At 73.2% G+C, this 22,409-nt stretch carries 24 protein-coding genes and 1 tRNA gene; 12 read left to right on the plus strand and 13 right to left on the minus strand.

Going from position 1 to position 22,409, the window contains the following annotated elements; translation table 11 throughout:
- Positions 1-262 precede the first annotated feature (262 nt).
- The 4 genes from BR98_RS22265 to BR98_RS22280 all read left to right on the plus strand — a co-directional run bounded on the left by BR98_RS22265 (position 263) and on the right by BR98_RS22280 (position 3,172).
- Positions 263-1,258, plus strand: coding sequence for a hypothetical protein (locus BR98_RS22265; RefSeq protein WP_051970057.1), 996 nt, complete (start codon positions 263-265; stop codon positions 1,256-1,258).
- 136 nt (positions 1,259-1,394) lie between these two features.
- Positions 1,395-1,868, plus strand: a complete 474-nt coding sequence (locus BR98_RS22270) for an HPP family protein (RefSeq protein WP_035847185.1) — start codon at positions 1,395-1,397, stop codon at positions 1,866-1,868.
- A 20-nt stretch (positions 1,869-1,888) separates the two neighbouring features.
- Positions 1,889-2,356 carry an SAM-dependent methyltransferase gene (locus tag BR98_RS22275; protein WP_035847186.1) on the plus strand — a complete coding sequence of 156 codons (468 nt, stop codon included), beginning with the start codon at positions 1,889-1,891 and terminating at the stop codon, positions 2,354-2,356.
- Between the two features lie 36 nt (positions 2,357-2,392).
- Positions 2,393-3,172, plus strand: coding sequence for a TrmH family RNA methyltransferase (locus BR98_RS22280; protein WP_035847187.1), 780 nt, complete (start codon positions 2,393-2,395; stop codon positions 3,170-3,172).
- Here BR98_RS22280 and BR98_RS22285 read toward each other — a convergent pair.
- The 4 genes from BR98_RS22285 to BR98_RS22300 are packed head-to-tail and all read right to left on the minus strand — an operon-like array spanning position 3,155 to position 8,607.
- Positions 3,155-5,359 (minus strand): FUSC family protein, encoded by a 2,205-nt coding sequence (locus BR98_RS22285; protein ID WP_063774824.1) that lies wholly within the window; start codon positions 5,357-5,359, stop codon positions 3,155-3,157. The genes BR98_RS22280 and BR98_RS22285 overlap by 18 nt on opposite strands.
- A 29-nt stretch (positions 5,360-5,388) precedes the next feature.
- Positions 5,389-6,735 carry an HTTM domain-containing protein gene (locus BR98_RS22290; protein WP_051970058.1) on the minus strand — a complete coding sequence of 449 codons (1,347 nt, stop codon included), beginning with the start codon at positions 6,733-6,735 and terminating at the stop codon, positions 5,389-5,391.
- Positions 6,732-7,376, minus strand: coding sequence for a DUF5819 family protein (locus BR98_RS22295; RefSeq protein WP_035847188.1), 645 nt, complete (start codon positions 7,374-7,376; stop codon positions 6,732-6,734). Before BR98_RS22295 ends, BR98_RS22290 begins: the two co-directional genes overlap by 4 nt.
- Before the next feature lie 37 nt (positions 7,377-7,413).
- Positions 7,414-8,607, minus strand: a complete 1,194-nt coding sequence (locus BR98_RS22300; RefSeq protein ID WP_063774825.1) for a rhodanese-like domain-containing protein — start codon at positions 8,605-8,607, stop codon at positions 7,414-7,416.
- A gap of 321 nt (positions 8,608-8,928) precedes the next feature.
- Between BR98_RS22300 and BR98_RS41500 the strand changes: the two genes are divergently transcribed.
- Entirely contained in the window at positions 8,929-10,026 is a 1,098-nt protein-coding gene (locus tag BR98_RS41500) for a PAS domain-containing protein (RefSeq protein ID WP_063774826.1), read from the plus strand.
- Positions 10,011-11,723 carry an ATP-binding SpoIIE family protein phosphatase gene (locus BR98_RS37115; RefSeq protein ID WP_063774827.1) on the plus strand — a complete coding sequence of 571 codons (1,713 nt, stop codon included), beginning with the start codon at positions 10,011-10,013 and terminating at the stop codon, positions 11,721-11,723. The genes BR98_RS41500 and BR98_RS37115 overlap by 16 nt, the downstream gene beginning before the upstream one ends.
- On the opposite strand, the gene BR98_RS39545 is transcribed toward BR98_RS37115, so the two are convergent.
- Together BR98_RS39545 and BR98_RS22315 are read right to left on the minus strand one after the other, a co-directional pair.
- Positions 11,724-12,377, minus strand: coding sequence for a hypothetical protein (locus tag BR98_RS39545; protein ID WP_157537884.1), 654 nt, complete (start codon positions 12,375-12,377; stop codon positions 11,724-11,726).
- A 338-nt stretch (positions 12,378-12,715) separates the two neighbouring features.
- A complete protein-coding gene (locus BR98_RS22315) occupies positions 12,716-14,545 on the minus strand; it encodes a phosphatidylglycerol lysyltransferase domain-containing protein (protein WP_083976838.1) in 1,830 nt (609 codons plus the stop codon).
- 183 nt (positions 14,546-14,728) lie between these two features.
- Here BR98_RS22315 and BR98_RS22320 point away from each other — a divergent pair, with 183 nt between their 5' ends.
- Complete coding sequence (locus BR98_RS22320; RefSeq protein WP_035847190.1) at positions 14,729-15,391, plus strand: response regulator; 663 nt, start codon at positions 14,729-14,731, stop codon at positions 15,389-15,391.
- 181 nt (positions 15,392-15,572) lie between these two features.
- Positions 15,573-15,812: a chaplin gene (locus BR98_RS22325; protein ID WP_035847191.1), complete on the plus strand. Its 240-nt coding sequence runs from the start codon at positions 15,573-15,575 to the stop codon at positions 15,810-15,812.
- 71 nt (positions 15,813-15,883) lie between these two features.
- Here the strand turns inward: BR98_RS22325 and BR98_RS22330 are convergent, their stop codons facing one another.
- Together BR98_RS22330 and BR98_RS22335 are read right to left on the minus strand one after the other, a co-directional pair.
- Positions 15,884-16,606, minus strand: a complete 723-nt coding sequence (locus BR98_RS22330; RefSeq protein WP_232247487.1) for an alpha/beta fold hydrolase — start codon at positions 16,604-16,606, stop codon at positions 15,884-15,886.
- A gap of 111 nt (positions 16,607-16,717) precedes the next feature.
- Positions 16,718-17,974 carry a hypothetical protein gene (locus BR98_RS22335; protein WP_035847192.1) on the minus strand — a complete coding sequence of 419 codons (1,257 nt, stop codon included), beginning with the start codon at positions 17,972-17,974 and terminating at the stop codon, positions 16,718-16,720.
- Between the two features lie 261 nt (positions 17,975-18,235).
- On the opposite strand from BR98_RS22335, the gene BR98_RS22340 reads away from it, so the two are divergent.
- Complete coding sequence (locus BR98_RS22340) at positions 18,236-18,607, plus strand: hypothetical protein (protein ID WP_035847193.1); 372 nt, start codon at positions 18,236-18,238, stop codon at positions 18,605-18,607.
- 21 nt (positions 18,608-18,628) lie between these two features.
- Here the strand turns inward: BR98_RS22340 and crcB (BR98_RS22345) are convergent, their stop codons facing one another.
- The 4 genes from crcB (BR98_RS22345) to BR98_RS41505 are packed head-to-tail and all read right to left on the minus strand — an operon-like array spanning position 18,629 to position 20,034.
- Positions 18,629-19,003: a fluoride efflux transporter CrcB gene (gene crcB / locus BR98_RS22345; RefSeq protein ID WP_035847194.1), complete on the minus strand. Its 375-nt coding sequence runs from the start codon at positions 19,001-19,003 to the stop codon at positions 18,629-18,631.
- Positions 19,000-19,374, minus strand: coding sequence for a DUF190 domain-containing protein (locus tag BR98_RS22350; RefSeq protein ID WP_035847195.1), 375 nt, complete (start codon positions 19,372-19,374; stop codon positions 19,000-19,002). Before BR98_RS22350 ends, crcB (BR98_RS22345) begins: the two co-directional genes overlap by 4 nt.
- Positions 19,374-19,796: a fluoride efflux transporter CrcB gene (gene crcB, locus BR98_RS22355; protein WP_035847196.1), complete on the minus strand. Its 423-nt coding sequence runs from the start codon at positions 19,794-19,796 to the stop codon at positions 19,374-19,376. Before crcB (BR98_RS22355) ends, BR98_RS22350 begins: the two co-directional genes overlap by 1 nt.
- Before the next feature lies 1 nt (position 19,797).
- Positions 19,798-20,034, minus strand: coding sequence for a hypothetical protein (locus BR98_RS41505; RefSeq protein ID WP_035847197.1), 237 nt, complete (start codon positions 20,032-20,034; stop codon positions 19,798-19,800).
- Between the two features lie 83 nt (positions 20,035-20,117).
- Between BR98_RS41505 and BR98_RS22365 the strand changes: the two genes are divergently transcribed.
- Both BR98_RS22365 and BR98_RS22370 read left to right on the plus strand, forming a co-directional pair.
- Positions 20,118-20,660, plus strand: coding sequence for a potassium channel family protein (locus BR98_RS22365; protein ID WP_083976840.1), 543 nt, complete (start codon positions 20,118-20,120; stop codon positions 20,658-20,660).
- A gap of 40 nt (positions 20,661-20,700) precedes the next feature.
- The gene (locus tag BR98_RS22370) at positions 20,701-20,886 is read left to right on the plus strand and encodes a hypothetical protein (RefSeq protein WP_035847198.1); all 186 of its coding nucleotides are present in this window, start codon (positions 20,701-20,703) and stop codon (positions 20,884-20,886) included.
- A 102-nt stretch (positions 20,887-20,988) separates the two neighbouring features.
- Here BR98_RS22370 and BR98_RS22375 read toward each other — a convergent pair.
- Positions 20,989-21,072, minus strand: a tRNA-Leu gene (locus tag BR98_RS22375).
- Between the two features lie 453 nt (positions 21,073-21,525).
- On the opposite strand from BR98_RS22375, the gene BR98_RS22380 reads away from it, so the two are divergent.
- Positions 21,526-22,407 carry an FhaA domain-containing protein gene (locus BR98_RS22380; RefSeq protein WP_035847199.1) on the plus strand — a complete coding sequence of 294 codons (882 nt, stop codon included), beginning with the start codon at positions 21,526-21,528 and terminating at the stop codon, positions 22,405-22,407.
- Positions 22,408-22,409: the final 2 nt, after the last annotated feature.

Below are 22,409 nucleotides of genomic sequence, written 5' to 3' on the forward strand. Positions count from 1 at the left end.
GGTAGTGAGACATCCCGCCGGTTTCGGACCACCGTCCGATACCGGCGGGATTGTTGCATTCTCGTTTCACCGGTTTGGAGATCCCCACCAGTTACGTGAAGTTAATTTGTCGTGACCACTGTCATAGCGCGCGGTTGATGACGTAGCCTCTGGTGCCTGCGTAAGGTTCCTGCAGCTCGGTGACGTCCCCACAACGTCACCGAGCCAGTCCCGCCGCGTATCTCTTCAGGCCACGGGGCGGCTGGTGGGGAAGGTTATTCGCATGGGCACGCCATACCAGCAGAACGCCGGTCACCTCCGTTTGGTGGAACCGGCCACCCTCAGTCCTGTTATTCCCGCCGCCTGTCCCGCTACCGCAGTAACCACCACGGGGAACTTCGCGCAGACCCTGCACAGCGCCATCGAGGCAAGCGGCCTCAGCCTGGACCGGATTCGCACCGAGCTCGCCCAACACGGCGTCAGGATCAGCGTCACCACCCTGAGTTACTGGCGGCGCGGTCGCAGCCAGCCCGAACGGGCCTCCTCGGTACGGGCCGTGGCCCTGCTGGAGGAGCTGCTCGGGCTGCCCTCCACCACCCTGTCCAGCCTGCTCGGGCCGCCGCGCCCGCGCGGCCGCTGGGTCACCCAGGCGATGCCCGACAGCATGCCGGTCTCCGAACTCTGGCCCGAGGAACAGCGGGTGGCCGAGGTCTTCGAGGAACTCGACGCGCCGCCGATCGGCGAGCTGGAGCGGCTCAGCATCCACGACGCCTACTACGTCAACGCCGACCGGCAGGGCCAGACCCTGCGCACCCGACAGGTGGTCCGCGCCACCGTCAGCGGGGTGACCCGCTGCCTGGTGGTGCAGAAGGCCGACGAGGACTCGACGAGCTGCCCCGAGATCACCTCGGTCCGGCACGCCCGGCTGGGCCGGGTGCGGCGCAAGCCGGAGATCGGACTGCTGGTCTCCGAACTGCTGCTGGACCGGCCGCTGGGGGTCGGCGACTCGGCCGTCTTCGAGTACGAGGTCGAGCTGCCGCCGGCCGGGCCGTCCACCGTCTACGCCCGCCGCTTCGCGGTTCCCGTGCGCGAGTTCGTCCTCCAGGTGCACTTCGACCCGGCCAGCCTGCCGGTCCACTGCGAACGCTACGAACGCCTCGGCGGCGAGGAGCAGGACAAGCTGCGCGAACGCCTCTGGATCGGCGCCTCCGCCAGCGTCCACGCCATCGCCACCGACCAGCAGCCCGGCCAGACCGGCATCCGCTGGGAGTGGGACTAGGGGGCTGTCCGGGGCCGCGCGCCCTGTCCGGTCCGCCCTGTCCAGTCCGCTTGCCCGGGGGGCAAAACGCTTCCACCCGGCAGAACCGGCCTGCCTACGCTCCAGTCACCGCACCCCGTGACCGCCGGAGCCGCCCATGTCCACGCCCCGCCCCCACCCGCTGCACGCCGTGCGCGCCGCCGCCTTCGCGATCGGCGCGCTGCTCCTGCTGGTCGCCGTCGGAGTGCTGCTGCACCAGCCGCTGCTGATCCCGCCGTTGGCGGCCAGCGCCGCCCTGGTGCACGGCGCACCCGGGCTGCCGCTCGCCCAGCCGCGCAACCTGGTCGGCGGGCAGCTACTCTCGGCGCTCACCGGCTTCGCCACCCTCACGGTGACCGGTCGCACTGCCTGGGGCGCGGCGGTGGCCGGCGGGCTGGCCCTGGGCGCGATGATGCTCACCCACCTCTCGCACTCCCCGGCCGCCGCCACCGCGGTGATCGTGGTGCTGCAGGGCCCGCACCCGGTGCCGTTCCTGCCGCTGCTGGCGCTGGCCACCGCGCTGCTGGTGGCGATCGGCATGCTGCCCGGCCGGCTCGGCCAGAGTCCGGTGCGGTACCCGCTCAGCTGGTAGCGGGTGGCAGGATCAGCCCCATGAGCAACCAGGTTGAGCTGGACCCGATCGGCCAGGTGGTCGGCGGCCGCACCGAGGTGTTCGACGACGACTGGGGACAGGTCGCCGCCGTGATCCGGCTGGACGCCGCCCGGTACAGCGCCGAGGCACTGCGCGGACTCGACGCCTTCTCGCACCTCGAGGTGGTCTTCCACTTCCACCAGGTCGCTCCCGAGAAGATCGAGACCACCGCCCGCCGCCCGCGCGGCAACCCCGACTGGCCCGAGGTCGGCATCTTCGCCCAGCGCGGCAAGAACCGCCCCAACCGGATCGGCGTCTCCCGCTGCCGGCTGGTCCGACTGGACGGCCTGGACCTGCACGTCCTCGGCCTGGACGCGGTGGACGGCACCCCGGTGCTCGATCTCAAGCCCTGGATGGCCGAGTTCGGCCCGCTCGGCGCCACCGAGCAGCCGCAGTGGGCCACCGAGCTGATGCGCGCGTACTACTGACCTGCCGTCAGGCCGTCCTGGAGAAGCCGAGAAGCAATGACCACCAACCAAGCCACTGGACTCGCGCTGCGCCGCTGGCGCGAGACGGCGGCGCAGCCGGACAGCCTGCTGATCGACGGCTTCCACGCGCTCAAGCACACCCTGCGGTTCGGCGGCGAGGTCCGCCAGGTTCTCACCACCGACCCGGCGGGCCTGGCCGAGCTGGCCGACCGGCTGGCCCCGGACGTGGCGGCGGCGATCGCCGCGGCCGCCGTCCAGGTGCCGGCCGCCGCGCTGCGCGAGCTGGTCCCCCGCCCGCACCCCACCGGGGTCGCCGCGCTGGCCGTCCGGCCGGACGGCGCCGCGCTGTTGGAGCGGCTGCGCGCGCTGCCGCGCAGCGCCCCGGTGGTGGTGCTGGACAACCCCCGCAACCTCGGCAACATCGGCGCGGTGGTCCGCCTCGCGGCCGGCTTCGGCGCCACCGGCGTGGTCACCACCGGCGATGTCGACCCCTGGCACCCGGGCGTGGTCCGGGCCGGCGCCGGTCTGCACTACGCCACCGCGGTGGCCCGGCTGACCCCCGACGAACTGCCGCCCGGCCCGCTCTACGTGCTCGACCCCGAGGGCGCCGACATCCGCTCGGTCACCCTGCCCGACGAGGCGCTGCTGGTCTTCGGCTCCGAGCGGCACGGCGTCAGCGCCGAACTGCGGGCCAGGGCCGACGCGCTGCTGGCGATCCCGATGCGCCCGCAGGTGTCCAGCTTCAACCTGGCCACCTCGGTGGGCATGGGCCTGTTCCACTGGATGTCCCACACCTCCTCAGGCCTGCCGGGCTGAGCTCCTCGGCGCCGAGCCGGCCGGTGCCGAGCTGTTCGGTGCCGAACCGGCCGGCACCGGGCCCTTCGGCTTCCGCAACGCCCGCTCCAGCTCGCCGAGCGCCGTCACCAGCAGCCGCATCCCGCCCCGGACCACCTCCTGCTGGGCCCCCGGGCGGTGGTGACTGAGCACCAGCTCCTGGTCGGTGGCCAGCGCCTCGGCCTCCTCCCAGGCCTGCTGCGCGGCCCGCACCCGCCGGAAGTCCACCGGTGTGCCGGCCAGCACGGCGGCCCCGGCCGCCGCCGTCGCCTCGGCCAGCAGCTCGCCGAACTCGGCCGCGCCCGGCACCGGCTCGGCCTCCCGGCCCGGCAGGTGCGCCTCCATCAGCAGCGACACCCGGGACAGGTGGCCGACCGCCTCGCGGGCCCGGTTCAGCTGCTTGCGGCTCAGCTGCGGGGAATGCACGGCATGGCTCACCGGCTCCGCCTCGGCCCGCTCCCGGGCCTGCAGGAAGGCCGAGCGGGTCTCCCGCAGGTCCAGCAGCGCCCGCCGCACCGCCCGCGGGTCGCGCCCGGCCGGATCGCCGTAGCCGGCCAGCACGGCGGCCGCGTACCGGCCCACCGCGGTGATCCACTCGGCGGTGCGCTCGGGCAGCCGGGCGGTCTCCCAGGTCGGGAAGAGCGCGTACCCGACCAGCGCCACCGCGCCGCCCAGCAGGGTCATCAGGATCCGCTCGTAGGCGGTCTGCACCGCGTGGCCCTGGTCGATGCCGAGCAGGAAGACCACATAGGCCGAGATGCAGGTGGTGGCCAGCGCGTAGCCGGTGCGCAGGGTCAGGTAGGCGCCGCCGATGCAGACCACGGCCAGCACGCAGGACGCCCAGGTCCCCGGGTGCGCCAACTCCACCACCACGGTGGCCAGCACCACCCCGACCACCGTTCCGGCCACCCGGGCGACACCCCGGCTGAAGGTCTGGCCGAAGTCGGGCCGGATCACCATCGCGGCGGTCATCGCCGCCCAGTAGCTGTGGTGCAGGCCGGTCAGCCGGGCCAGCAGATAGGCCGCGGTGACCACCCCCGACAGCCGCACGGCATGGTGCAGGACCGGCGAGCCGCCGTGCAGTTGGCGGCGGGCGGTGCGCAGCGCCACCGGGACCATCCGGGCCAGGCCGGGACGGACCAGGGCGCCGCCGGAACCCGGGATCGGGGTGGACAGGGTGTCCTCGCCGGACTGGTCCAGGCTGTCGGCGGCCCGGCTCAGCAGGGTGGTGAGCCGGCGGGCGGCGCGCAGCGCCGGACCGTGCAGCACCGTCCCGACCGGACCGGCCAGCGCGGCGGGCGCCGACTTCGGGTAGGCCACCGGGTCACCGCCCCGGATCGCCCGGGCCAGCGCGTCCAGCAGCTGCGCGGCCCCCGCCAGCAGCTCCCGGGCCCGGTCCCGCTCCGGTCCCTCGGCGGCCGCGCCGAGTTCGGGGTCGGCGATCGCCGCCAGGGTGGGCCGGATCCGTTCGGCGATGCCGCGCAGCCCGTGCAGCTCCGGCGGGCGGCGCCGCTCCTGCCAGGGCGTCAGGGCGGCCGCGTGCCGGGCGGTCATCAGCGGCGCCGGGTCGATGATGGCGTACGGATCGTGCCGCAGCCGGCGGGCGTAGTCGGCCAGCTCGGCGTAGGCGTCCGCCAGCGCGTCCCGCTGGGCGCCCCAGGCCTTCACCGGGAAGACGGTGATCACCAGTGCCTGCACCACCCCGCCGAGCGTGCAGAGCAGCGCGTGACCCAGCGCGGTCGGCACGCTGACGGGCAGTTGGACGACCACCAGCATCACGGTCACCGTGTTGGCGGCCACCACCCCGGCGGTCGGGCCGAGCGCCCAGGCCAGCCCCGCCGCGAAGCACCAGGCGGCCAGCAGCACCGGGAACAGCCCGGGCACGCCGACCGCCAGGTAGCCGAGGAAGGTGCTGACGCCCAGTCCGATGCCCGCCGCCACCGCCAGCGAGCGGCGCGGCCGGAAGCTGCGCTGAAAGGTCGCGGTGCCGGCGATGAACGCGCCCATCGCCGCCGAAGTGGCCTGCACCGGACCGAGCAGCGCCAACACCGGGAAGACCACCAGCGCCACCGCACCGGCCCCGCGCGCCGCCCGCACCGGATCCCCCACCGCCCGCTCCAGGTGCAGCCCGGCCCGACCGGTGTGGCGAAGCGCAGCGAGCCAGGGCATACCGGACAGTCTAGGAGCGCCCGGACCTCCTAGGAGCGCCGGAGCTTGCGAGCCACCCAGAGCAGGGCGCCGGTCGGCAGGAAGACCGAGTCCGCCGCGATCATCGCCAGGGAGAAGACCGGCAGCCCGAGCAGCACCGCGATGGCCAGGTGCTCGGTGATCATCAGGGCCAGCAGCGCGTTCTTCAACCGCCGGTTCCAGAGCGTGAAGGGGAAGGCCACCTGCATCAGCACGGTCCCGTAGGACAGCGCGAAGACCACCAGCATGCTGTGGCCGAGCAGTCCGGACAGGGCCGGCCAGGGCGTGAAGTAGTCCAGGTGCAGCGGGTAGTAGAGGGCGCTGCCGTCCTGCCAGCGCGAGCCCTGCACCTTGTACAGGCCGGCCGTCGCGTAGACCAGCACCACCTGGGCGGCGATCACCAGCATCGCGCAGTGGTGCAGCATGCTGCCCAGCGCGTCCAGCACGGCCCGCGGTTCGCCCCGCGGCCACCAGCGGTTGACGGCGTACCAGAGCCCGGCGCAGGCCCACGCCGCCCAGAAGAACGCCGCCCAGCCCAGGTACGGCCAGTCCGCCACCGTCCAGCTGATCCGGCCGGTCAGCTGAGCCGCCGTCAGCAGGCCGGCCGAGAGCGCCCAGAGCAGCACCCCGGAGGCCGATCCCGGCTCCCGACGGCGGGCCCGGCGCCGGGCGTCCAGCGACCAGACCTCGGCGCACCGGGTGAAGGCCAGGTAGATCGCCATCAAGTGGACCAGGTTGTCCCCGCCGTCGCCGACCAGGATGCTGCGGTTCTGCAGCGAGATCACGGTCACCAGGAACAGCACCGAGCTGAACCTGGTCCGCCAGCCGAGCAGCATCAGCACCGCCGCCAGCAGCGCCAGCGCGTAGCCCCCCTCGAACCACCAGCGCCCGTTCTGCCAGTCGAGCACCGTGAAGCCGTGGGTCTGCGCCAGCAGCTCGCGGGACAGGTCGAGGCTCCACGGTGACCGGTCGCCGTACAGCAGGCGCCGGTGCGGCCACTCGCGCAGCAGCTGCACGGTGACCACCAGCGCGAAGCCGATCCGCACCACGGCGGCCTGGTAGCGGGCCAGCGGGCGTCCGGTGAAGGCGGTGAAGCCGGTCACCAGGGCGTCGCCGATCCGGTCGGCGAGGGTCCGGCGGGCCGGCTGCGGCCAGGCCGGCGGCGCGACGGGCGGCCCGTCCACCGGTCCGGCCTGCTGCGGGATGCCGGGCAGCAACCCCTCGGCCCCGGCCCCGGCCCCGACCTCGGCCCCGACCCCGACCCCGGTCCCAGCCCCGGTCCCGACCCGGGCCCCGGCCTCCGGGCCTGTCCCGGCCGCTGTCCCGGCCGCTGTCCCGGTCTCCGGCCCGCCGGTCATCGCAACCCCTGGTAGTCCGCGTCGGTCACCGGCCACCAGCCCAGCTCCTGGTACTGCGGCTGGGTCGCCACCGTGTCCTTGCTCCACGGCGGCGGCGCGATGTGCGCGGTGGCCGAGCGCAGCTCGACCGCCACGATCGGCGAGCCGCCCACCGCGCGGCCGAGCCGCTGCAGCGCGATCCGCTTGAGGTACTGCTCGGCCAGCTCGCTGCGGGTGCCGGCGGTGCCGGCGTGCTGGTCGTCGTGGGTGCCGTCGTAGAAGTCCCAGGCCCGGCGCAGCAGGTTCTGGTCGGCGTGGCTGGGAATCGGGTTGTGCCGGATCGCGGCGATGTCACGGGCCGTCAGATCGATCCAGTCGCCCTGCCCGGCCACCGTCCGCACCCGCGCCTGGACGCTGATGTTGTACTGCAGCGGGTCCGGCGCGAAGAGCTTCCAGTTCTGCTCGAACTCCGGGTAGACCACCCCGTTCAGCTGCTCCTGGTAGCGCTGCGAGACGGCGTTCGGCGGCGCCGACTGCAGGAACACCGCGCCGAGGAAGACCACCGTGCCGGTGAGCAGCAGCACCCCGGCGGCCGCGAGCACCACCAGGGCGGGCAGCGACCAGACCCGTGCCGGCCCCGGCGCCTCGTCATCACCGGTCATCCGCGTTTCCCCCCTCGGTCAGCGGTTCCCAGACGGTTCAGAGCACATACGCCTCGACGCCCGAGCTGCTCACCAGCGGGCGCCCTGCCTGCTCCCAGGCGAACATCCCGCCGTCCACGTTGAACGCCTCCCGGCCCTGGCCGACCAGGTACTGCACCACCTGCGCGGACCGGCCGCCGACCCGGCAGAGCACGTACAGCGGCGAGTCCGGCACCTCGCCGAGCCGGGCGACGAACTGGCTCATCGGGATGTGCAGCGCGCCCTCGGCGTGGCCTGCGTCCCACTCGTCCTGCTCCCGCACGTCGAGCAGCAGCGCGTCGGCGGGCAGCTTGTCGACCTGGGCGGTGGGAATCTGCTGGGACATGCCTGGAGTCTCCTGTTCGTGGCAACCGTCGTGGAAGGGCCCATTGTCCCCCGCCGGACCGCCGGGCGGGGGGCCGCCCAGCAGCTCGGCCAGCTCGGCCTGCTGCGCGGCGGCCTTGGCCAGCAGCTGATCGGCCAGCTCGGCCAGCAGTTCGTCCGGGTCGCCGGGGCCGAGCGAGAGCAGCGAGCCCATCGCGGTCGACTCCAACCGGACCCGCTCCGCGGCCAGCTCGCCGATCCGGGCGGTCAGCCAGTCCAGCCGCTGCAGCAGCCACTGCTCGCGGTCCGGCGCGTCCGGGGCCGGCGCCGCCTCCGGGGCGGTGGACCACTCCTCGGCCAGGGCCCGCAGCGCCTCGGCGTCGCCGCGCCCGTACGCCTCGTTGGCCCGGGCGATGAAGGCGGAGCGGCGCTGCTGCTCGGCGGGGTCGGTGGACAGGTCGGGGTGGGCCTGGCGGGCCAGCTCCCGGTAGAGCCGCTGCGCCTCCTTGCCCGGGCGGACCCGCTGCGGGGCCTCGGGCTGGGCCGGCTCCGGCGACTCGGCGCCCGAGCCCGCCTCGGCCTGACGGACGCTGTCGAAGAGCGCGTCCAGGTCCGGCAGCTCGTCCACCACCCGGCGGGCCTCGGCGGCGATCCGCCGGTCCTCCGGGTCGCCGGTGCGGGCCGCCCGGGCCTCGGCGACCAGCGCCTCCAGCTCGTCGAGGCGGGCGTAGAGCGGGCCGAGCCGCTGATGGTGGATCAGTGCGAAGTTGTCGATCTCCACCCGCAGGGTGGCCACGTCGACGTCCAGCGTCAGCCAGGCCAGCTCGGTCGCCGCGACCTGCTCCTCAAGCCGCTGCCGCTCCGGGTCCGTCCACCGGACGGGGCTCATTGCGGTCACTGGTCGCCTCGCTCATCCACTCGTCACTCGCCACCACGCACGCACCGGCACACGCCGCCCCGAGCCTACCGGTGTAGCGCGGTCACTCTGTGGGGAGGAAGTACAGCGATTTCAGGCCAGCTGATGATGGACAGGGCGTGCGAGACGGCGCACGCTGGGTGACACGCAACTGATACTGAGCAATCTGGCGGTTTCGGTACCGGTCACCGCCACGACCGTGCTTCGCTGGGAGCGGCACAGCGAGACCACATACCTGACAGCCGCACAGGTGGCCGGATCGGCGGCCGGACAGGCGGGAGCGACACGGATCCCATGGCGGACGACCCGAACTCAACATCGGACACCCCGGCCCAACTGCCCCGATCGCTGGGCGCGGTCACCTCGGCCGAGCAGATCGAGCCCCTCGAACCAGGCGACCAGGCCACCGGAGTGGTCGCCATGGTGCGGCTGGCGGCCGTGCTGATCGACCCGGACGGCCGGATCGCGTGGTGGAGCCGCGGGGCCGAGGAGCTCTTCGGTCACCGCACCGAGGCGGTCCAGGGCCGGCCGGCCGGCGGCCTGCTGCCCGCGGTGGAGCCGCGCTCGCTCGCCGACTCGCCGATCTCGGCCGGCCGCCGCTGCGACGCCTTCGACACCCTGGACGACCTGACGGCCGGCGGCGCCTGGGCCGGTCTGATGCCGGTCACCGACCGCGAGGACCGGTCCCGCTCGGTGCTCTGGTGGGCCTACCCGCTGCTCGAGCCGGACGGCCGCAGCCTGCTCGCGCTGGCCGCCGACGCCCGCCCGCTGCGCACCCGCGGCCCGCGGATCGCGATCGGCCGCCGGTTGCTGCCGTACGCGGCCGCCGAGGCCGGGCAGGGCGGCTTCCACTGGATCTCCGCCGCGCTGGGGCACGGCGGTCCGGCCGGGGCGGCCGGCGCGCTGGCCCCGCTGCTGCCCAGGATCGGCGCCGCCCGGCAGCGGGGGCTGCTGCGGCAGGTCGCCGCCGCCGGGGGCCCCGCGCTCTGGGTGGACGCCGGCACCCGGCTGCCGGTCGTCCCGTACGAGCCGACCGCCGCCGGCGTGGCCGCGCTGGCCGCCGGGATCGGCCGCCGCTACCCGACCGCCCAGCAGCGGGCCACCGCGGCCGGCGGCGGCTCGGGCCTGCGGGTCGTCCCCGAGCCCAGGCCCGCCGCCACGCCGACCGCACCCGCAGCCGCACCCGCCGCACCGACAGCCGGACCCACACCGACACCCACACCCGCCACGGCCGAGGACGCCACCCCCACCCTGCCGGGCCCGCGAACGGCTGGCCCGGGCCCCGCGCCGACCCCGGGAGCCCCCCTGACCACCGAGCAGCCCGCCGGCCCCGTCCGCTCGGCCCCGTCCCGGCCCCGCACGGCCCGCTCCGCCCGGTGCCCGACCAGCTGACCCCGCTGCTGACCAACGGCCAGGCCGGCGAGCAGCTGGCCCTGTTGAACGAGGTCGGCGGCAAGGTCGGCACCACCCTCGACCTGGACACCACCGCGCGCGAGCTCTGCCAGGTGCTGGTCCCCCGGGTCGCCGACTTCGCCTGCGTGGACCTGCTGGACCGGCTGATCTCGGACGCCGAACTGCCCGACGAGCAGCCCGACGACGACACCATGCTGCGCCGGGTCGCCCGCAGCTTCCACGAGTCCGGCGAATCCTCCAGCGAGTGGGGACACGTGCTGGAGGAGGGCGCGCTGCTCGCGATGCCGCGCAGCACCCCGCCGGGCATGGCGCTGCAGCGCAACCAGGCGGTGCTGGTCCCGGCCGTGACCGAGGACATCGCGGTGGACTACGCGGCCGCGCTCGGGGGCGGACCGGGCCTGGTCCCGGTGGTCTCCGGCCGCTCGATGCTGGTGCTGCCGCTCTCCGCCCGGGGCACCGTGCTGGGCATCCTCAAGCTGCTGCGGCTGCCGGACCGGGCCCCGTTCGACGAGTCGGACGCCGCCACCCTGCTGGAGCTGGCCGCCCGGGCCGCGCTCTCGCTGGACAACGCCCGGCTGCACCGGGCCGAGTCCAAGGTCGCCACCACCCTGCAGCGCTCGATGATCCCGACCCGCCCGCCGCGGATCCCCGGGGTGCAGATCGCCCACCGCTACATGCCCGGTGACCGCCGGGCCGAGGTGGGCGGCGACTGGTTCGACGCGATCCAACTGCCCGGCAGCCGGGTCGCCCTGGTGGTCGGCGACGTGATGGGCCACGGCCTGCACTCGGCCGCCGCGATGGGCCGCTACCGCACCGCGATGCAGACCCTGGCCGCCCTCGACCTGCCGCCCGGCCAGTTGCTGCGCCACCTGGACAACCTCGCCCAGAAGATCGGCGACGACCACCTGGCCACCTGCCTGTACGCGGTCTACGACCCGATCAACCGCACCTGCGAGCTGGCCAGCGCCGGCCATGTGCCGCCGGTCCTGGTCCACCCGGACGGCACCGGCGAGCTGTTGGAGATCCCGGCCGGCGCTCCGATCGGGGTCGGCGGGGTGCCGTTCGTGGCCAAGAAGATCGAGGTCTCGGACGGCTCGATGCTGGTGATGTGCACCGACGGCCTGGTCGAGGTGCGAGGTGGCGACATAGGAGCAGGCCTGGCGGCCCTGTGCGGCAACCTGATCGACCCCAAGCGGACCCCGGACGAGGCCTGCGACACGGTGCTGGACCGGCTGCACTCGGACGACCGCAAGGACGACGTCGCCCTGCTGGTCGCCCGCTTCGACGGCGTGGCCGAGACCGAGGTGGCCACCTGGACCCTGGCGGTGGACACCGCCGAGGTCCGCCGGGCCCGCCGACTGGTCCGCGACCAGCTGGCGGCCTGGCAGCTCACCGCGCTCAGCGACACCACCGAACTGCTGGTCAGCGAGCTGGTGACGAACGCGGTGCGGGTGGCCAGGGACTACGTCCAGCTGCAGCTGATCCGGGTGGACAAGCTGCTGGTGGAGGTCAGCGACGACAACCACAACCTGCCCTCGCTGGAGCCCGCCGAGTCGATGGACGAGAACGGGCGGGGCCTCAACCTGGTCAGCAAGCTGGCCGAACGCTGGGGCACCGCCCGCAAGGCGGTCGGCAAGGTGGTCTGGTTCGAGCAGCCGCTGCCGCGGAAGAACTGATCAGGCGGTGCGCTGACGTCCCTCGGACGCGACCAGGGTGGCCGCGCCGACCCCGCTGAGCACCCGCGGCCAGTAGCTGCCGAAGACCTCGCCGGTGGCGGCGATCAGCAGCGCGGTGACGATCGCCACCACGTGCTCCAGCCCGGCCAGGTTGGGCAGCACCACGGCCTCGGTGATCATCGCCCCGACCACAATGGCACCGGTGAACCAGGCCCTGGTCCGCCAGGCGATGCAGACCGCCAGCGCCACCACGGCCGCCGACGGACCGGTGTCCCGGTAGTGCGCCACATAGGAGGGGAAGCCGAACAGGTGGTCCGGGCCGATCGACACCCCGATCCGGGCGAAGACGGTGCCGGCCAGCGTGCAGGCGTAGGCGACGAAGAGCGTCACCTTGCGGCCCAGCACGATCTCCGCCACCCCGAAGACCAGCAGGACCTGGGCGAGCGCGCCCCAGACCGGCAGGTCGAGCGCCGGCACGTACAGCGACAGGGGAGTGCGCAGCAGCGAGACGTCGAGCGGCAACGCGGCCTTGACGACGCCGATCTGGTTGACGAACCGCTCCCCGTGCGGCAGGTGCTGGACAATGCTGAAAAGGAGGATCAGGAACGTCGCCGCGGTGGCCAACGGGATGGACGCGAACTTGCGACGCGCCACATGATCCCGAACGGTCCCGAACAATGTTCCCCACTCGGCGACGACGGCGCGCTGAACCAACGCCACCCGCCCTCGTCGCTCGCCCCCCGTGTGGGTCCTCTGGTTCACGACAGCCTCTCTCGTCCGTCTGCTTCCGTTGTTTCTCCGCCCCGGCAGAAGTCCGCCGGACCCAGCTGTGGTCCACCTTCCAGCCTAGGCACTTCCGGCACTTCGCGACTCGCTCTTCCTGCCGATATGCGAGTCATCCCCAAGTGGGACGGCGCACTATTCGGTATATCCCGCAGGACCCCTCCCACAGGCCCCCCTCCACAGGCCCCCCTCCGCCCCCCGGCGGAGGGCTACCCCTTCCCGCCGCCTTCCGCCGCGGGCAGCGACGGGCCGGCCGGTGCGGCAGGCGGCCGTCGGTGCCGACGACGGAAGAGCGTGGGGAGACTCGGTGCGGTGATGAAACCCTCGGCGAGCGCATTGGCGATACCGATCCGGGGGATTTCGCTGGTCTTCTCGAAGAGCAGATAACGCGGTTCCCAGATCGGCCGGTACTTCGCGTTCGCCCGGTAGAGCGACTCGATCTGCCACCAGCGGGAGAAGAAGCTCAGCGAGGCCCGCCACAGTCGCAGCACCGGACCGGCGCCGAGCCGCGAACCGCGCTCGAAGACCGAGCGGAACATCGCGAAGTTCAGCGAGACCCGCTCCAGCTGCAGTTCCTTGGCGCCCTTCTCCAGGAGTTCGATCACCATGAACTCGACCAGCCCGTTCTCGGACTCCCGGTCCCGGCGCATCAGGTCCAGCGAAAGGCCCTTCGCCCCCCAGGGCACGAAGCTCAGCAGGGCGCGCAGCTCACCGTCCGCATCGGTGCACTCCAGCATCACGCAACGCCCGTCGGCCGGATCGCCGAGCCGGCCCAGCGCCATCGAGAAACCGCGCTCGGTCTGCCCGTCGCGCCAGCGGTCGGCCTTCTCCAGCAGCTCGGCCATCTCCTCCTCGGGGATGTCCTCGTGCCGGCGCAGCCGCACCGTGTACCCGGCCCGCTTGACCCGGTTGTACGCCTGCCGGACCACCCGCATGGCGCGGCCGTCCAGCGAGAACTCGTCCAGCTCGACGATCGCCTCGTCGCCCATCTCCAGCGCGTCCAGGCCGTGCCGGGCGTAGATCACCCCGGCCTCCTCGGAGGCGCCGGTGACGGCCGGCGCCCAGGCGTGCTCCCGGGCCTCGGCCAGCCACAGCTCGATCGCGCCCGGCCAGGCCTCCGGGTCGCCGATCGGGTCGCCGGAGGCCAGCGAGACCCCGCCGACCACCCGGTAGGTGACCGCGGCCTTGCCGGTCGGCGAGAAGATCACCGCCTTGTCCCGGCGGGTCGCGAAGTAGCCCAGCGAGTCCCGCTCGCCCTGCCGGTCCAGCAGCTCGCGCAGCTTCTGCTCGTCCTCGCCGGTGAGCAGCTCCTTGCCGCGCGGACTGCGGAAGGCGACGTAGAGGACCAGCAGGAAGAGCACCGCGCCCATCGCGTTGATGAAGGCGTTGACCCAGTTCGGCACGTTGATCACGTCCAGCACCCGGTCCGAGGGTGTGACGGTGATCATGCGGAAGATCGCGTACCGGAACCGGTCCCCGAAGCTCGCGCCGGAGAGCGTGTTGAAGATCTCGACCAGCACCGAGCCGACCAGGCCACCCACCACCAGGCCGCCGAAGAAGGTGGCGATCGCCGTCTTCGGGTTGGAGCGGTCTCCCTTGGAGGTGAACTCCTTGCGGCCGACCACCAGGAGGACCATGAACAGGCCGGTCAGCACGATGGAGAAGTAGTTGAACCCGTGCTCGGTGAAGTGGCCGCCCGGCACGGTCATCCACAGCACATAGGTCAGGAAGGTCAGCCCGCCCAGGCCGAAGTTGAAGATCCAGGCGGCCCGCTTGCGCTTGCGCATCGCCACCGCGAGGAAGAGCGAGAGAACCGCCGTGGCCAGACCCGCCGTCATCAGGTACGGAGTGAAGTACTCGCCCTCGGAGTGGTGCCGGACGGTGTTGCGAAACGGAGCGGCCACCACCGCGACCAGGTTGAGCAGCGCGATCAACCGCAGGTACCAGACCGTGCCGGTCGCCGCGACGGACCGGATCCGGGCCGGCGCGGGCCGGGGACCGGCGGCGGCAGCCGACGGCGACTGCTTGGTGGTGGACATGGACTCAATTCCAGACGATCAGGTCCAGGGGCGCATCCGCACCTGGTGGAACGTCATCAATCGTGGCTCAGCCCGGATGAGATTCGCGTGAACCGGAACGCCGATTCCGACCCCGCCGTTCGGCGGGGGTGACGGCGCCGCGAGCCCCTAGGCTCGTGCCGGTAGAGAGACTGAGGAGACGGCATGGAACCCATCCGCGTGCTGATCGTGGACGACGAGCTGCTCGTCCGGTCCGGCCTGGGGCTGATCGTCGGCTCGGCTCCCGACCTGGAGCTGGTCGGCAGCTGTTCCGGCGGCGAGGCCGAGGCGTACGTGCAGCGGCTGAAGCCGCACGTGGTGCTGCTGGACGTGCGGATGCCCGACCTGGACGGGATCTCGGTGCTGCGCCGGCTGCGCGAACTGCCCGACCCGCCGGCCGTCTCGATGCTCACCACCTTCGACACCGACGAGTACATCGGCACCGCGCTGCGGTCCGGCGCGGCCGGGTTCCTGCTCAAGGACACCGCCCCCGACCAGCTGGTGCACGCGGTGCGGATCCTGGCCGCCGGCGGCAGCATGCTCTCGCCCGCCGTCACCCGCACCGTGATCGGCGGCTATGTGGAGGGCGGCGGACCGGACGCCGGCGCGCTGGCCCTGGTGCGCACCCTGACCGGGCGCGAACTGGACGTGCTGGCGCTGCTCGGCGAGGGGCTGGCCAACGCGGAGATCGCCGACCGGCTCTTCCTGGGCACCGGCACGGTCAAGGACCACATCAGCGCGATCCTGGGCAAACTCGGCGCCAGCAACCGGGTCCAGGCCGCCGTGATCGCGCACCGCGCCGGACTGGTCCGACCGACCCAGCAGTAGCCACAGCAGCTCCGCCGTGCGGGTGACTTGGGGGCGACGTGCGGCGGCGCAACCATCCTGGCGGGGATCGAGGACGAAGAGTGACCAAGGGAACACTTTCGGCCATCACTGATCGAAGGTGTTCTTGCGTGATCTCGATCGCTCCGCGAGAAGCGATCCCGTCAAGGAATGGAGAACACCCATGAAGGACTTCCGCAGGGCTCTGGTGCTGGCATGCGCCGCCGGTGCGCTCGTGCTGGGCGGCGCCGGCGCGGCCGCGGCCGACGCCACCGCCGAGGGTGCGGCGATCGGCTCGCCCGGCGTGCTGTCCGGCAACGTCGTCCAGGTCCCGATCCACATCCCGATCAACATCTGCGGCAACTCCGTCAACGTGGTCGGGCTGCTCAACCCGGCGGTCGGCAACGTCTGCATCAACTCCTGACCGTCGCCTGAGCCACCCAGCGCCGGCCGACCCCGCCTCCTGGGCGGGGCCGGCCGGCCGCGTCGTTCCCGTCAGCTCCGCCGGCCGGCACCGCCCGCGACCGGCAGCCGGAGGTCCAGGCCGGCTTCGCTCTCCGCACCCAGCGCGAGGGCCGCGGCGACCTCGCCCGGCATCGGCCGCAGCCCGAGCAGGGCCGCGACCAGTCGGGCGGCTCCGAGGTGCCAGTCCCGGGAGCGGCGCAGCATCCCGTGGTCGGCGCCGGCCACCGTGATCCCGGCCACCGCCGCCCCGGCCGCCCTGGCCCTGGCGTCGAAGCGCACCGTCTCGGCGGGATCGGTCACCTTGTCGCGGTCCCCGTGCAGGGTGACCAGCCGCCGGCCCGCCAACTGCTCGCACGGGTCCTCGGGCGGGCACCAGGGCGCCAGCGCGACCACCCCGGTCACCGAGGGGTGCCCGGCGGCCCGCAGCGCGGCCCGGCCGCCCATCGAGTGGCCGAGCAGCACCACCGGCACCGGCCCCAACTCGGCCGCCACCTCGTCCAGCGCCGCCAGCACGTCCCGGGCGGGGTCCGCCCGCTCGCCGTTCCACCCCCGGTAGCGGTACCGCACCAGCCCGACCGCCACCGTCCCACCCGCCGTGGCCCGCGCCACCGGCCGCACGAACCCGTTCATCCGCACCGCCGCCAACTGCCACGGCCGCGCCGGGGCGGTACTGGCCACCCGTCCCCCGTACAGCACCAGCACCACCCCCCGGGCCCCGCGCGGCCGCTCCCGCCACCGCAGCAGCTCCGTCACCCGTCCCCGCCTTCCCGCCGTAGCTCCGTGTCACCCCATCCTGCCCGCCCGCCGGGAACGGCGAAGGCCGGCCGCGGCACCCGCGACCGGCCCTCACCCGCGAACGGACCGTCAGGCGCGCGCGCCCTTGCGGCGCAGCGCGACCAGCACGCCCACACCCACGGCCAGCACCGCAGCACCGCCGGCGGCGTAGCCCATGGTGTTGCCGGCACCGGTCGAGGCCAGCTCGGCACCACCGGTGGCGGTGTGGCCGGCGCTCGCCGACGGGGTGGCCGCAGCCACCGCCGAGGCCGAGGCGCTCGCCACCGGGGCGGCGCTCTGCGGGGCGGCCGAGGCAGCGGCGGCCTGCACGGTGAAGGTGCCGGTGCCGGTGCTGACCGGCTTGTGGAAGCCGTCGGCCGAGTAGACGTTGTACTCCGCCGACAACTTCACCTTGGTGGTCTTCAGCGCCGCGTCGGCCTTGAAGGTCAGCTTCAGGGTGGTGTCACCGGGAGCCAGCTGGCACAGCGCCAGGAAGCGCTCGTCGTTCGGCGGCACGTGCTGGCCGGACGGCTCGACGGCCTGGCACTTCGCGCCGTTGTCCGCGGTGATGCCGGTCATGTCCAGGCCGGCCGGCAGCGAGATCTGCTCCTTCGACGAGGCGCCCCAGGTCTCGCCGGGGACGGCGTCGTCGGAGCGGATCATCAGGTCCGGATTGTCGGCCGCGTGCACCATGATGGTCTGCACGGCGCTCTGGCCCGCGGCGAAGTCGCTCAGCGAGAGCGTCTCCTTGCCCTGGGCGGCCCGGGCCGCGGTCTCCAGCTCGTAGGAGAGGCTGCTGCTCTGGAAGGACTTGCCGGCCTTCTGGTCGGCCTCGACCTGGGCGAGCGTGGTGTCGGTCGACGGCACCAGGGTCTGGGTGACCTTGACCTGCTCGGCGTCCGGCGCACCGGCGGCGAACGCGATCGCCACGTCGTGGCGGGCCGCGACGGGGCTGCCGGGCGGCGCCGGCGGCATGGTCGCCCCGGCGGTCTTCGTCATGTCGCAGATCAGCGCGGTCACCTCGGCGGCGGGGGTGCCCGGCACCGCCGGGGTGCAGCCGTCCGGCGAGCTCAGGGTGACCCCGGCGAGCGAACCGCCGCCCACCTTCTGCGCGGTCACCAGGACGTTGGAGTCGACCTTGGCGCCGGCCGGGCCGTTGACCCAGACCGCGAGCACCTCCTGGTTGCCGGGAGCGACCACGACGGTCGGCCGGGCCGCGTCGGTCGCCCAGGGCTGCAGCGTCAGCTTGCCGAAGTCGTCGGCCTGAGCGGCCGCGCCGAAGGCCACCTGCAGCGAGGCCATGCCAAGGGCCGCGACACCGATCGCGGCCGAGCGGGCGAGTTTCACGTGTGCTCCTGTTTCCCCCTGCGGCACCTGCTGCCGCATCGGTCCGACGGATGACTCTCTCGTCGGCGCCGCTCACCATATCTTCATCAAATCCCAAGACAACGGCGCCCCCTATCAGTTCGGATCAGCCATCCCCTCGGTAAACGTGCAGAAAAGCAGGACATTTGAGCAATAGCCGATCAATACCGGTCACGCATTCGGCCTGTACCCGTCACCTCCCTACTCTCGTGACCATCCGAACGATCAGTCAGGAGGTCCGGTATGGCAGGTGTGGAGAACGCGCTGCAGGAGGCGCTGACCATCGAGGGGGCGCTCGGGGCGGCGCTGGTGGACATCGGCAGCGGGATGGCGCTGGGCAGCCTGGGGCACGCCGCCGACCTCGACCTGACCCTGGCGGCGGCCGGCAGCACCGATGTGGTGCGGGCCACCGTGCGGGCCGTCGAGCTGCAGGGGCGGGCCGAGGTGATGGAGGACATCCTGACCACGCTCACCCACCAGTACCACCTGATCCGACCGCTCACCGGGGCCGGCGGCCAAGGGCTCTTCCTCTACCTGGTGTTGGACCGGGCCCGCTCCAACCTGGCGATGGCCCGCCACCACACCCGTCGGATCGAGAGCGAGCTGACCATCTGACCGTGCCTCAGCCGACCCGCTTCAGAACAGCAGCCCGGCCAGCCCCGTCCCCGCGTACACCGCCCCGAGCCCGGCCAGCAGCGAGGCGCCCACATTGGCCGCCGCGTACCAGCGCGCCCCGCTCTCGGCCAGCCGCAGGGTCTCGTAGCTGAACGTCGAATAGGTGGTCAGCGCCCCGCAGAAACCGGTGCCGACCAGCAGCTGCAGCTGCGCCGAGGCGGCCCCCGCCAGCACCGCGCCGGCCACCAGACCGAGCGCCAGCGAACCGACCACGTTCACCGCGAAGGTCCCCCACGGGAAGACCGAGTCGTGCCGCGCCTGCACCGCGCGGTCCGTCAGATAGCGCAGTGGCGCGCCCACCACGGCGCCGAGCGCCACCAGTACCGCCCCGTTCACCCGGCCGCTCCGCTCCCCTGGTCGCCGAGGCCCGCTCCTGCGAGGTCGACGACCTCCACCTCGTCCAGCATCACCAGACCGCCCGTCAGCAGGTCCGTCAGCCCGGCCAGGAACGCCCGCACCCGGTCCGCCTCGTCCACGATCACCACCGCCACCGGCAGGTCCTCGCTCATCGACAGCAGCCGCGCCGAGTGCACCGCCGAGCCGGCCCCGAAGCCCTCCACCCCGTGGAAGACCGAGGCCCCGGCCAGCCCCGCGGCGTGCGCCCGGTGCACGATCTCGGTGGCCAGCGGCCGGTGGTGCCAGGTGTCGGTGTCGCCGACCAGCACGGTCAGCCGCAGCGCCGGACCGCTCAACCGTCGCGCGCTCATCACGCCTCCTTCTGCCGGGCCGGTGCCACGCCGCGCCGGGCCAGCACCCAGCGCATCCCACCGGCCCCGGCCGCCACCGCGCCCAGCGCGGCCACGAGCGTCCCCGCCAGGTAGCCGAGGGCCGGGCCCGGCCGGTGCGCGTCCAGCAGCCGGTACGCGTCCAGGCAGTAGGTGGAGAAGGTGGTGAAGCCGCCCAGCACCCCGGTTCCGAAGAACGGCCGGACCAGCCGGTGGGCCGGCCGCCCCTCGGTGATCGCCACCAGGAACACCCCGATCACCAGGCAGCCCACCGCGTTGATCAGCAGCGTGGTCCAGGGGAACGCCCCTGCCGGGGTGTGCCACAACGTGCCCAGCCCGTACCGCGCCTCGGCCCCGAGCACGCCGCCGACCGCGACCGCGGCCACGGTGTCTGCGTTCCTCATCTCAGCTCTCCGAACCGGCGGTGCGACGGCGCGCCAGTTCCCGGGTCTCGGCCGGCAGCTCGGCCACCCCGACCAGCAGCGGCAGCAGCTCGGGCTCGGTGGTCAGCGCCCGGAACGCGGTGACCTCGACCGGCCCCGCCACCGGGCGCTCGTCGATCCCGGTGACGCCCGGGTCGGAGTACTCGCTCGGGGTGGCCGCTCCGAGGTTGACGGAGCGGACAGACGCACGCGGTTCCATACCCTCAACCTACCGCCGCCCGCTTCCCCCCGATGGCTCAGCCGACCGGGCCGCCGCACCCGGCGCGGCCCAGGCTGGAGGCCATGGACTCGCCGCCGGCCCGCCGCCGCTCCCCGCTCTGGTCCTGGCTGATCCTGCCGGGCTTTCCGGCCCTGCTGCTGGCCGCCTACTTCTCGGTCCCGCTCGGGGTCTTCGGCCCCGAACACCCGGAGCTCAGCTGGACCGTCTTCGTCCTGGCGCTGGCCGCACTGGCGGTGCTGGTGCTCAGTCAGATCAGGCTGATCACGCTGGAGTCCGAGCGGGGCGTGCCCGGCCTGGTCATCCTGGCCGCCTCCAGCCTGGCCCTGGTGATCTTCGCCGGCACCTACGTCTCACTGGCCCGCCAGCCCGGCCAGTTCAGCGGCCTGCAGACCCGGGTCGACGCGCTCTACTTCACCGTGGTCACCGTGGCGACGGTCGGCTACGGCGACATCGTCCCCACCGGCCAGGTCTCGCGCGTGGTGGTGATGCTGCAGATCGGCTACACCCTGGTCTTCCTGGCCGCCGGCTACAGCGCGATCAGCAACCGCCTGCGCGGCCGGATCAGCCGGCGGGCCCAGCCTCGGCATCCGGATCAGCACGGTTGAGGAATCCCCCACCCCAGCACATGCTGGTCAGGTGACGGCGATGTTCGAAGATGAGCTGCGCGCACAGCTGGCGCAGGCCCGCAAGGACCTGGCCGAGGCCCGCGCCGACGGGGACCTCGACGGAGTCCAGGCCAGTCAGGGCCGGATCTCCGGCCTGATCCGGCTGGCCATCACCCACGGCATCACCCTCCCGCACACCCCGGAGGAGGAACGCGGCGAGGCCTGAGACAACGGCGGCGAGGCTTGAGACAACTGCGGGGCCCGGGACACTCCTGGGACAACAAAGAAGCCCCGGTTCGGATTTCTCCGAACCGGGGCTTCCGGTTTGTGCGCGAGGGGGGAGTTGAACCCCCACGCCCTTTCGGGCACTGGAACCTGAATCCAGCGCGTCTGCCTATTCCGCCACCCGCGCATCTGGGTGTTGAAGAAGATGCTAGCCGATCGTCCGGGTGAGAGCTAACCGGTTTGGACCCGGGTCCTTCTCGCTCGGCGGTTTCGGCTCCCTCTCGGGCGCCCCTTCCGACATGGAAAACATTAGCACGCCCCACGGGGTACCTACGAATCCATCCCCGGCCCCGGCCTGCACAGCTGTCCCGGGGCCGCCACTCGGACGGGCGGCGGCGGCCGGGGACGAACGGGTGAGACGGCGGTCGGCGCAGGGGTGAGCCGGGGGCGGCGCGGGTACCTCTCGTTGCGCCGGGCGCCGGGCGTGCCAAGGGGTGTGCGCAAGCCCACGCCCGTCCACCACATGGCCGGGGAACCGTACAGATGGCCGCGGCGTGGATACGATCAGTACGGAAGTACCGCAATCGGGCCCGGCGGCCCGGCCAGGTAGAGCTGTGAACCCTTGGAAGGGGGTTGCCCCGTGGGAGTCCTGAAGAAGTTCGAACAGCGGCTGGAGGGTCTCGTGAACGGCACCTTCGCCAAGGTGTTCAAGTCCGAGGTCCAGCCCGTGGAGATCGCCGGCGCGCTGCAGCGCGAGTGCGACAACAACGCCACCATCTGGAACCGCGAGCGCACCGTGGTGCCCAACGACTTCATCGTCGAGCTCAGCCCGCACGACCACGAGCGGCTCAGCCCGTACGCCGGGCAGCTCGGCCAGGAGCTGGCCGGCATGGTGCTGGAGTACGCCGAGGCGCAGCGCTACAGCTTCCTCGGGCCGCTGCAGGTGAACCTGGAGCGGGCCGACGACCTGGACACCGGCCTGTACCGGGTGCGCAGCCGCACCCTGGCCAGCGAGTCCCCCGAGCAGCAGCCCGGCTACCCGCCCGCCGCCGCCCCGCAGCAGGGCTTCGGCCGCGGCCCGGCGGAGCCGGCTCCCGGCGCACCGTGGTCGCAGGGCGCCCAGCCGACGTACGCCGGTGCACCCGCGGCCCCGAGCGCGCCCCCGGCCGCGCCGGCCGCCGGCCCCGTCCCCGGCCTGGGCGGCAATGTCCGCCCGTTCCCCGGCGCGGGCACCGGTGCCGGCACCCGCCGCTGGATCGAGGTCAACGGCACCCGCCACCAGATCACCGGCAACGCCTGCGTGTTGGGCCGCTCCACCGAGGCGGACGTGCGGATCGACGACCCCGGGGTCTCCCGCAAGCACGCCGAGATCCGCCCCGGCACCCCCGCCATGGTGCTCGACCTGGGGTCCACCAACGGCATCGTGGTGGACGGACAGCACACCCAGCGCGCTACGCTCCGCGACGGCTCGCGGATCGTCGTGGGCTCCACGACGATCATCTACCGACAGGTCGAAGGGTAGGG

The organism is Kitasatospora azatica KCTC 9699 (assembly GCF_000744785.1).
GTDB classification, from domain to species: domain Bacteria; phylum Actinomycetota; class Actinomycetes; order Streptomycetales; family Streptomycetaceae; genus Kitasatospora; species Kitasatospora azatica.

Excerpts from the sequence above, each read along its gene's own strand:
- BR98_RS22320 (WP_035847190.1), top strand. The coding sequence starts at position 14,729 with ATGGAACCCATCCGCGTGCTGATCGTGGACGACGAGCTGCTCGTCCGG.
- BR98_RS22280 (WP_035847187.1), top strand. The coding sequence starts at position 2,393 with ATGACCACCAACCAAGCCACTGGACTCGCGCTGCGCCGCTGGCGCGAG.
- BR98_RS22325 (WP_035847191.1), top strand. The coding sequence starts at position 15,573 with ATGAAGGACTTCCGCAGGGCTCTGGTGCTGGCATGCGCCGCCGGTGCG.
- BR98_RS22270 (WP_035847185.1), top strand. The coding sequence starts at position 1,395 with ATGTCCACGCCCCGCCCCCACCCGCTGCACGCCGTGCGCGCCGCCGCC.
- BR98_RS22285 (WP_063774824.1), bottom strand. The coding sequence starts at position 5,359 with ATGCCCTGGCTCGCTGCGCTTCGCCACACCGGTCGGGCCGGGCTGCAC.
- BR98_RS22275 (WP_035847186.1), top strand. The coding sequence starts at position 1,889 with ATGAGCAACCAGGTTGAGCTGGACCCGATCGGCCAGGTGGTCGGCGGC.
- BR98_RS22350 (WP_035847195.1), bottom strand. The coding sequence starts at position 19,374 with ATGAGCGCGCGACGGTTGAGCGGTCCGGCGCTGCGGCTGACCGTGCTG.
- crcB (WP_035847196.1), bottom strand. The coding sequence starts at position 19,796 with ATGAGGAACGCAGACACCGTGGCCGCGGTCGCGGTCGGCGGCGTGCTC.
- BR98_RS41500 (WP_063774826.1), top strand. The coding sequence starts at position 8,929 with ATGGCGGACGACCCGAACTCAACATCGGACACCCCGGCCCAACTGCCC.
- BR98_RS22295 (WP_035847188.1), bottom strand. The coding sequence starts at position 7,376 with ATGACCGGTGATGACGAGGCGCCGGGGCCGGCACGGGTCTGGTCGCTG.
- BR98_RS22370 (WP_035847198.1), top strand. The coding sequence starts at position 20,701 with ATGTTCGAAGATGAGCTGCGCGCACAGCTGGCGCAGGCCCGCAAGGAC.
- BR98_RS22340 (WP_035847193.1), top strand. The coding sequence starts at position 18,236 with ATGGCAGGTGTGGAGAACGCGCTGCAGGAGGCGCTGACCATCGAGGGG.
- BR98_RS22265 (WP_051970057.1), top strand. The coding sequence starts at position 263 with ATGGGCACGCCATACCAGCAGAACGCCGGTCACCTCCGTTTGGTGGAA.
- BR98_RS41505 (WP_035847197.1), bottom strand. The coding sequence starts at position 20,034 with ATGGAACCGCGTGCGTCTGTCCGCTCCGTCAACCTCGGAGCGGCCACC.
- BR98_RS22365 (WP_083976840.1), top strand. The coding sequence starts at position 20,118 with ATGGACTCGCCGCCGGCCCGCCGCCGCTCCCCGCTCTGGTCCTGGCTG.
- BR98_RS22315 (WP_083976838.1), bottom strand. The coding sequence starts at position 14,545 with ATGTCCACCACCAAGCAGTCGCCGTCGGCTGCCGCCGCCGGTCCCCGG.
- BR98_RS22300 (WP_063774825.1), bottom strand. The coding sequence starts at position 8,607 with ATGAGCCCCGTCCGGTGGACGGACCCGGAGCGGCAGCGGCTTGAGGAG.
- BR98_RS22290 (WP_051970058.1), bottom strand. The coding sequence starts at position 6,735 with ATGACCGGCGGGCCGGAGACCGGGACAGCGGCCGGGACAGCGGCCGGG.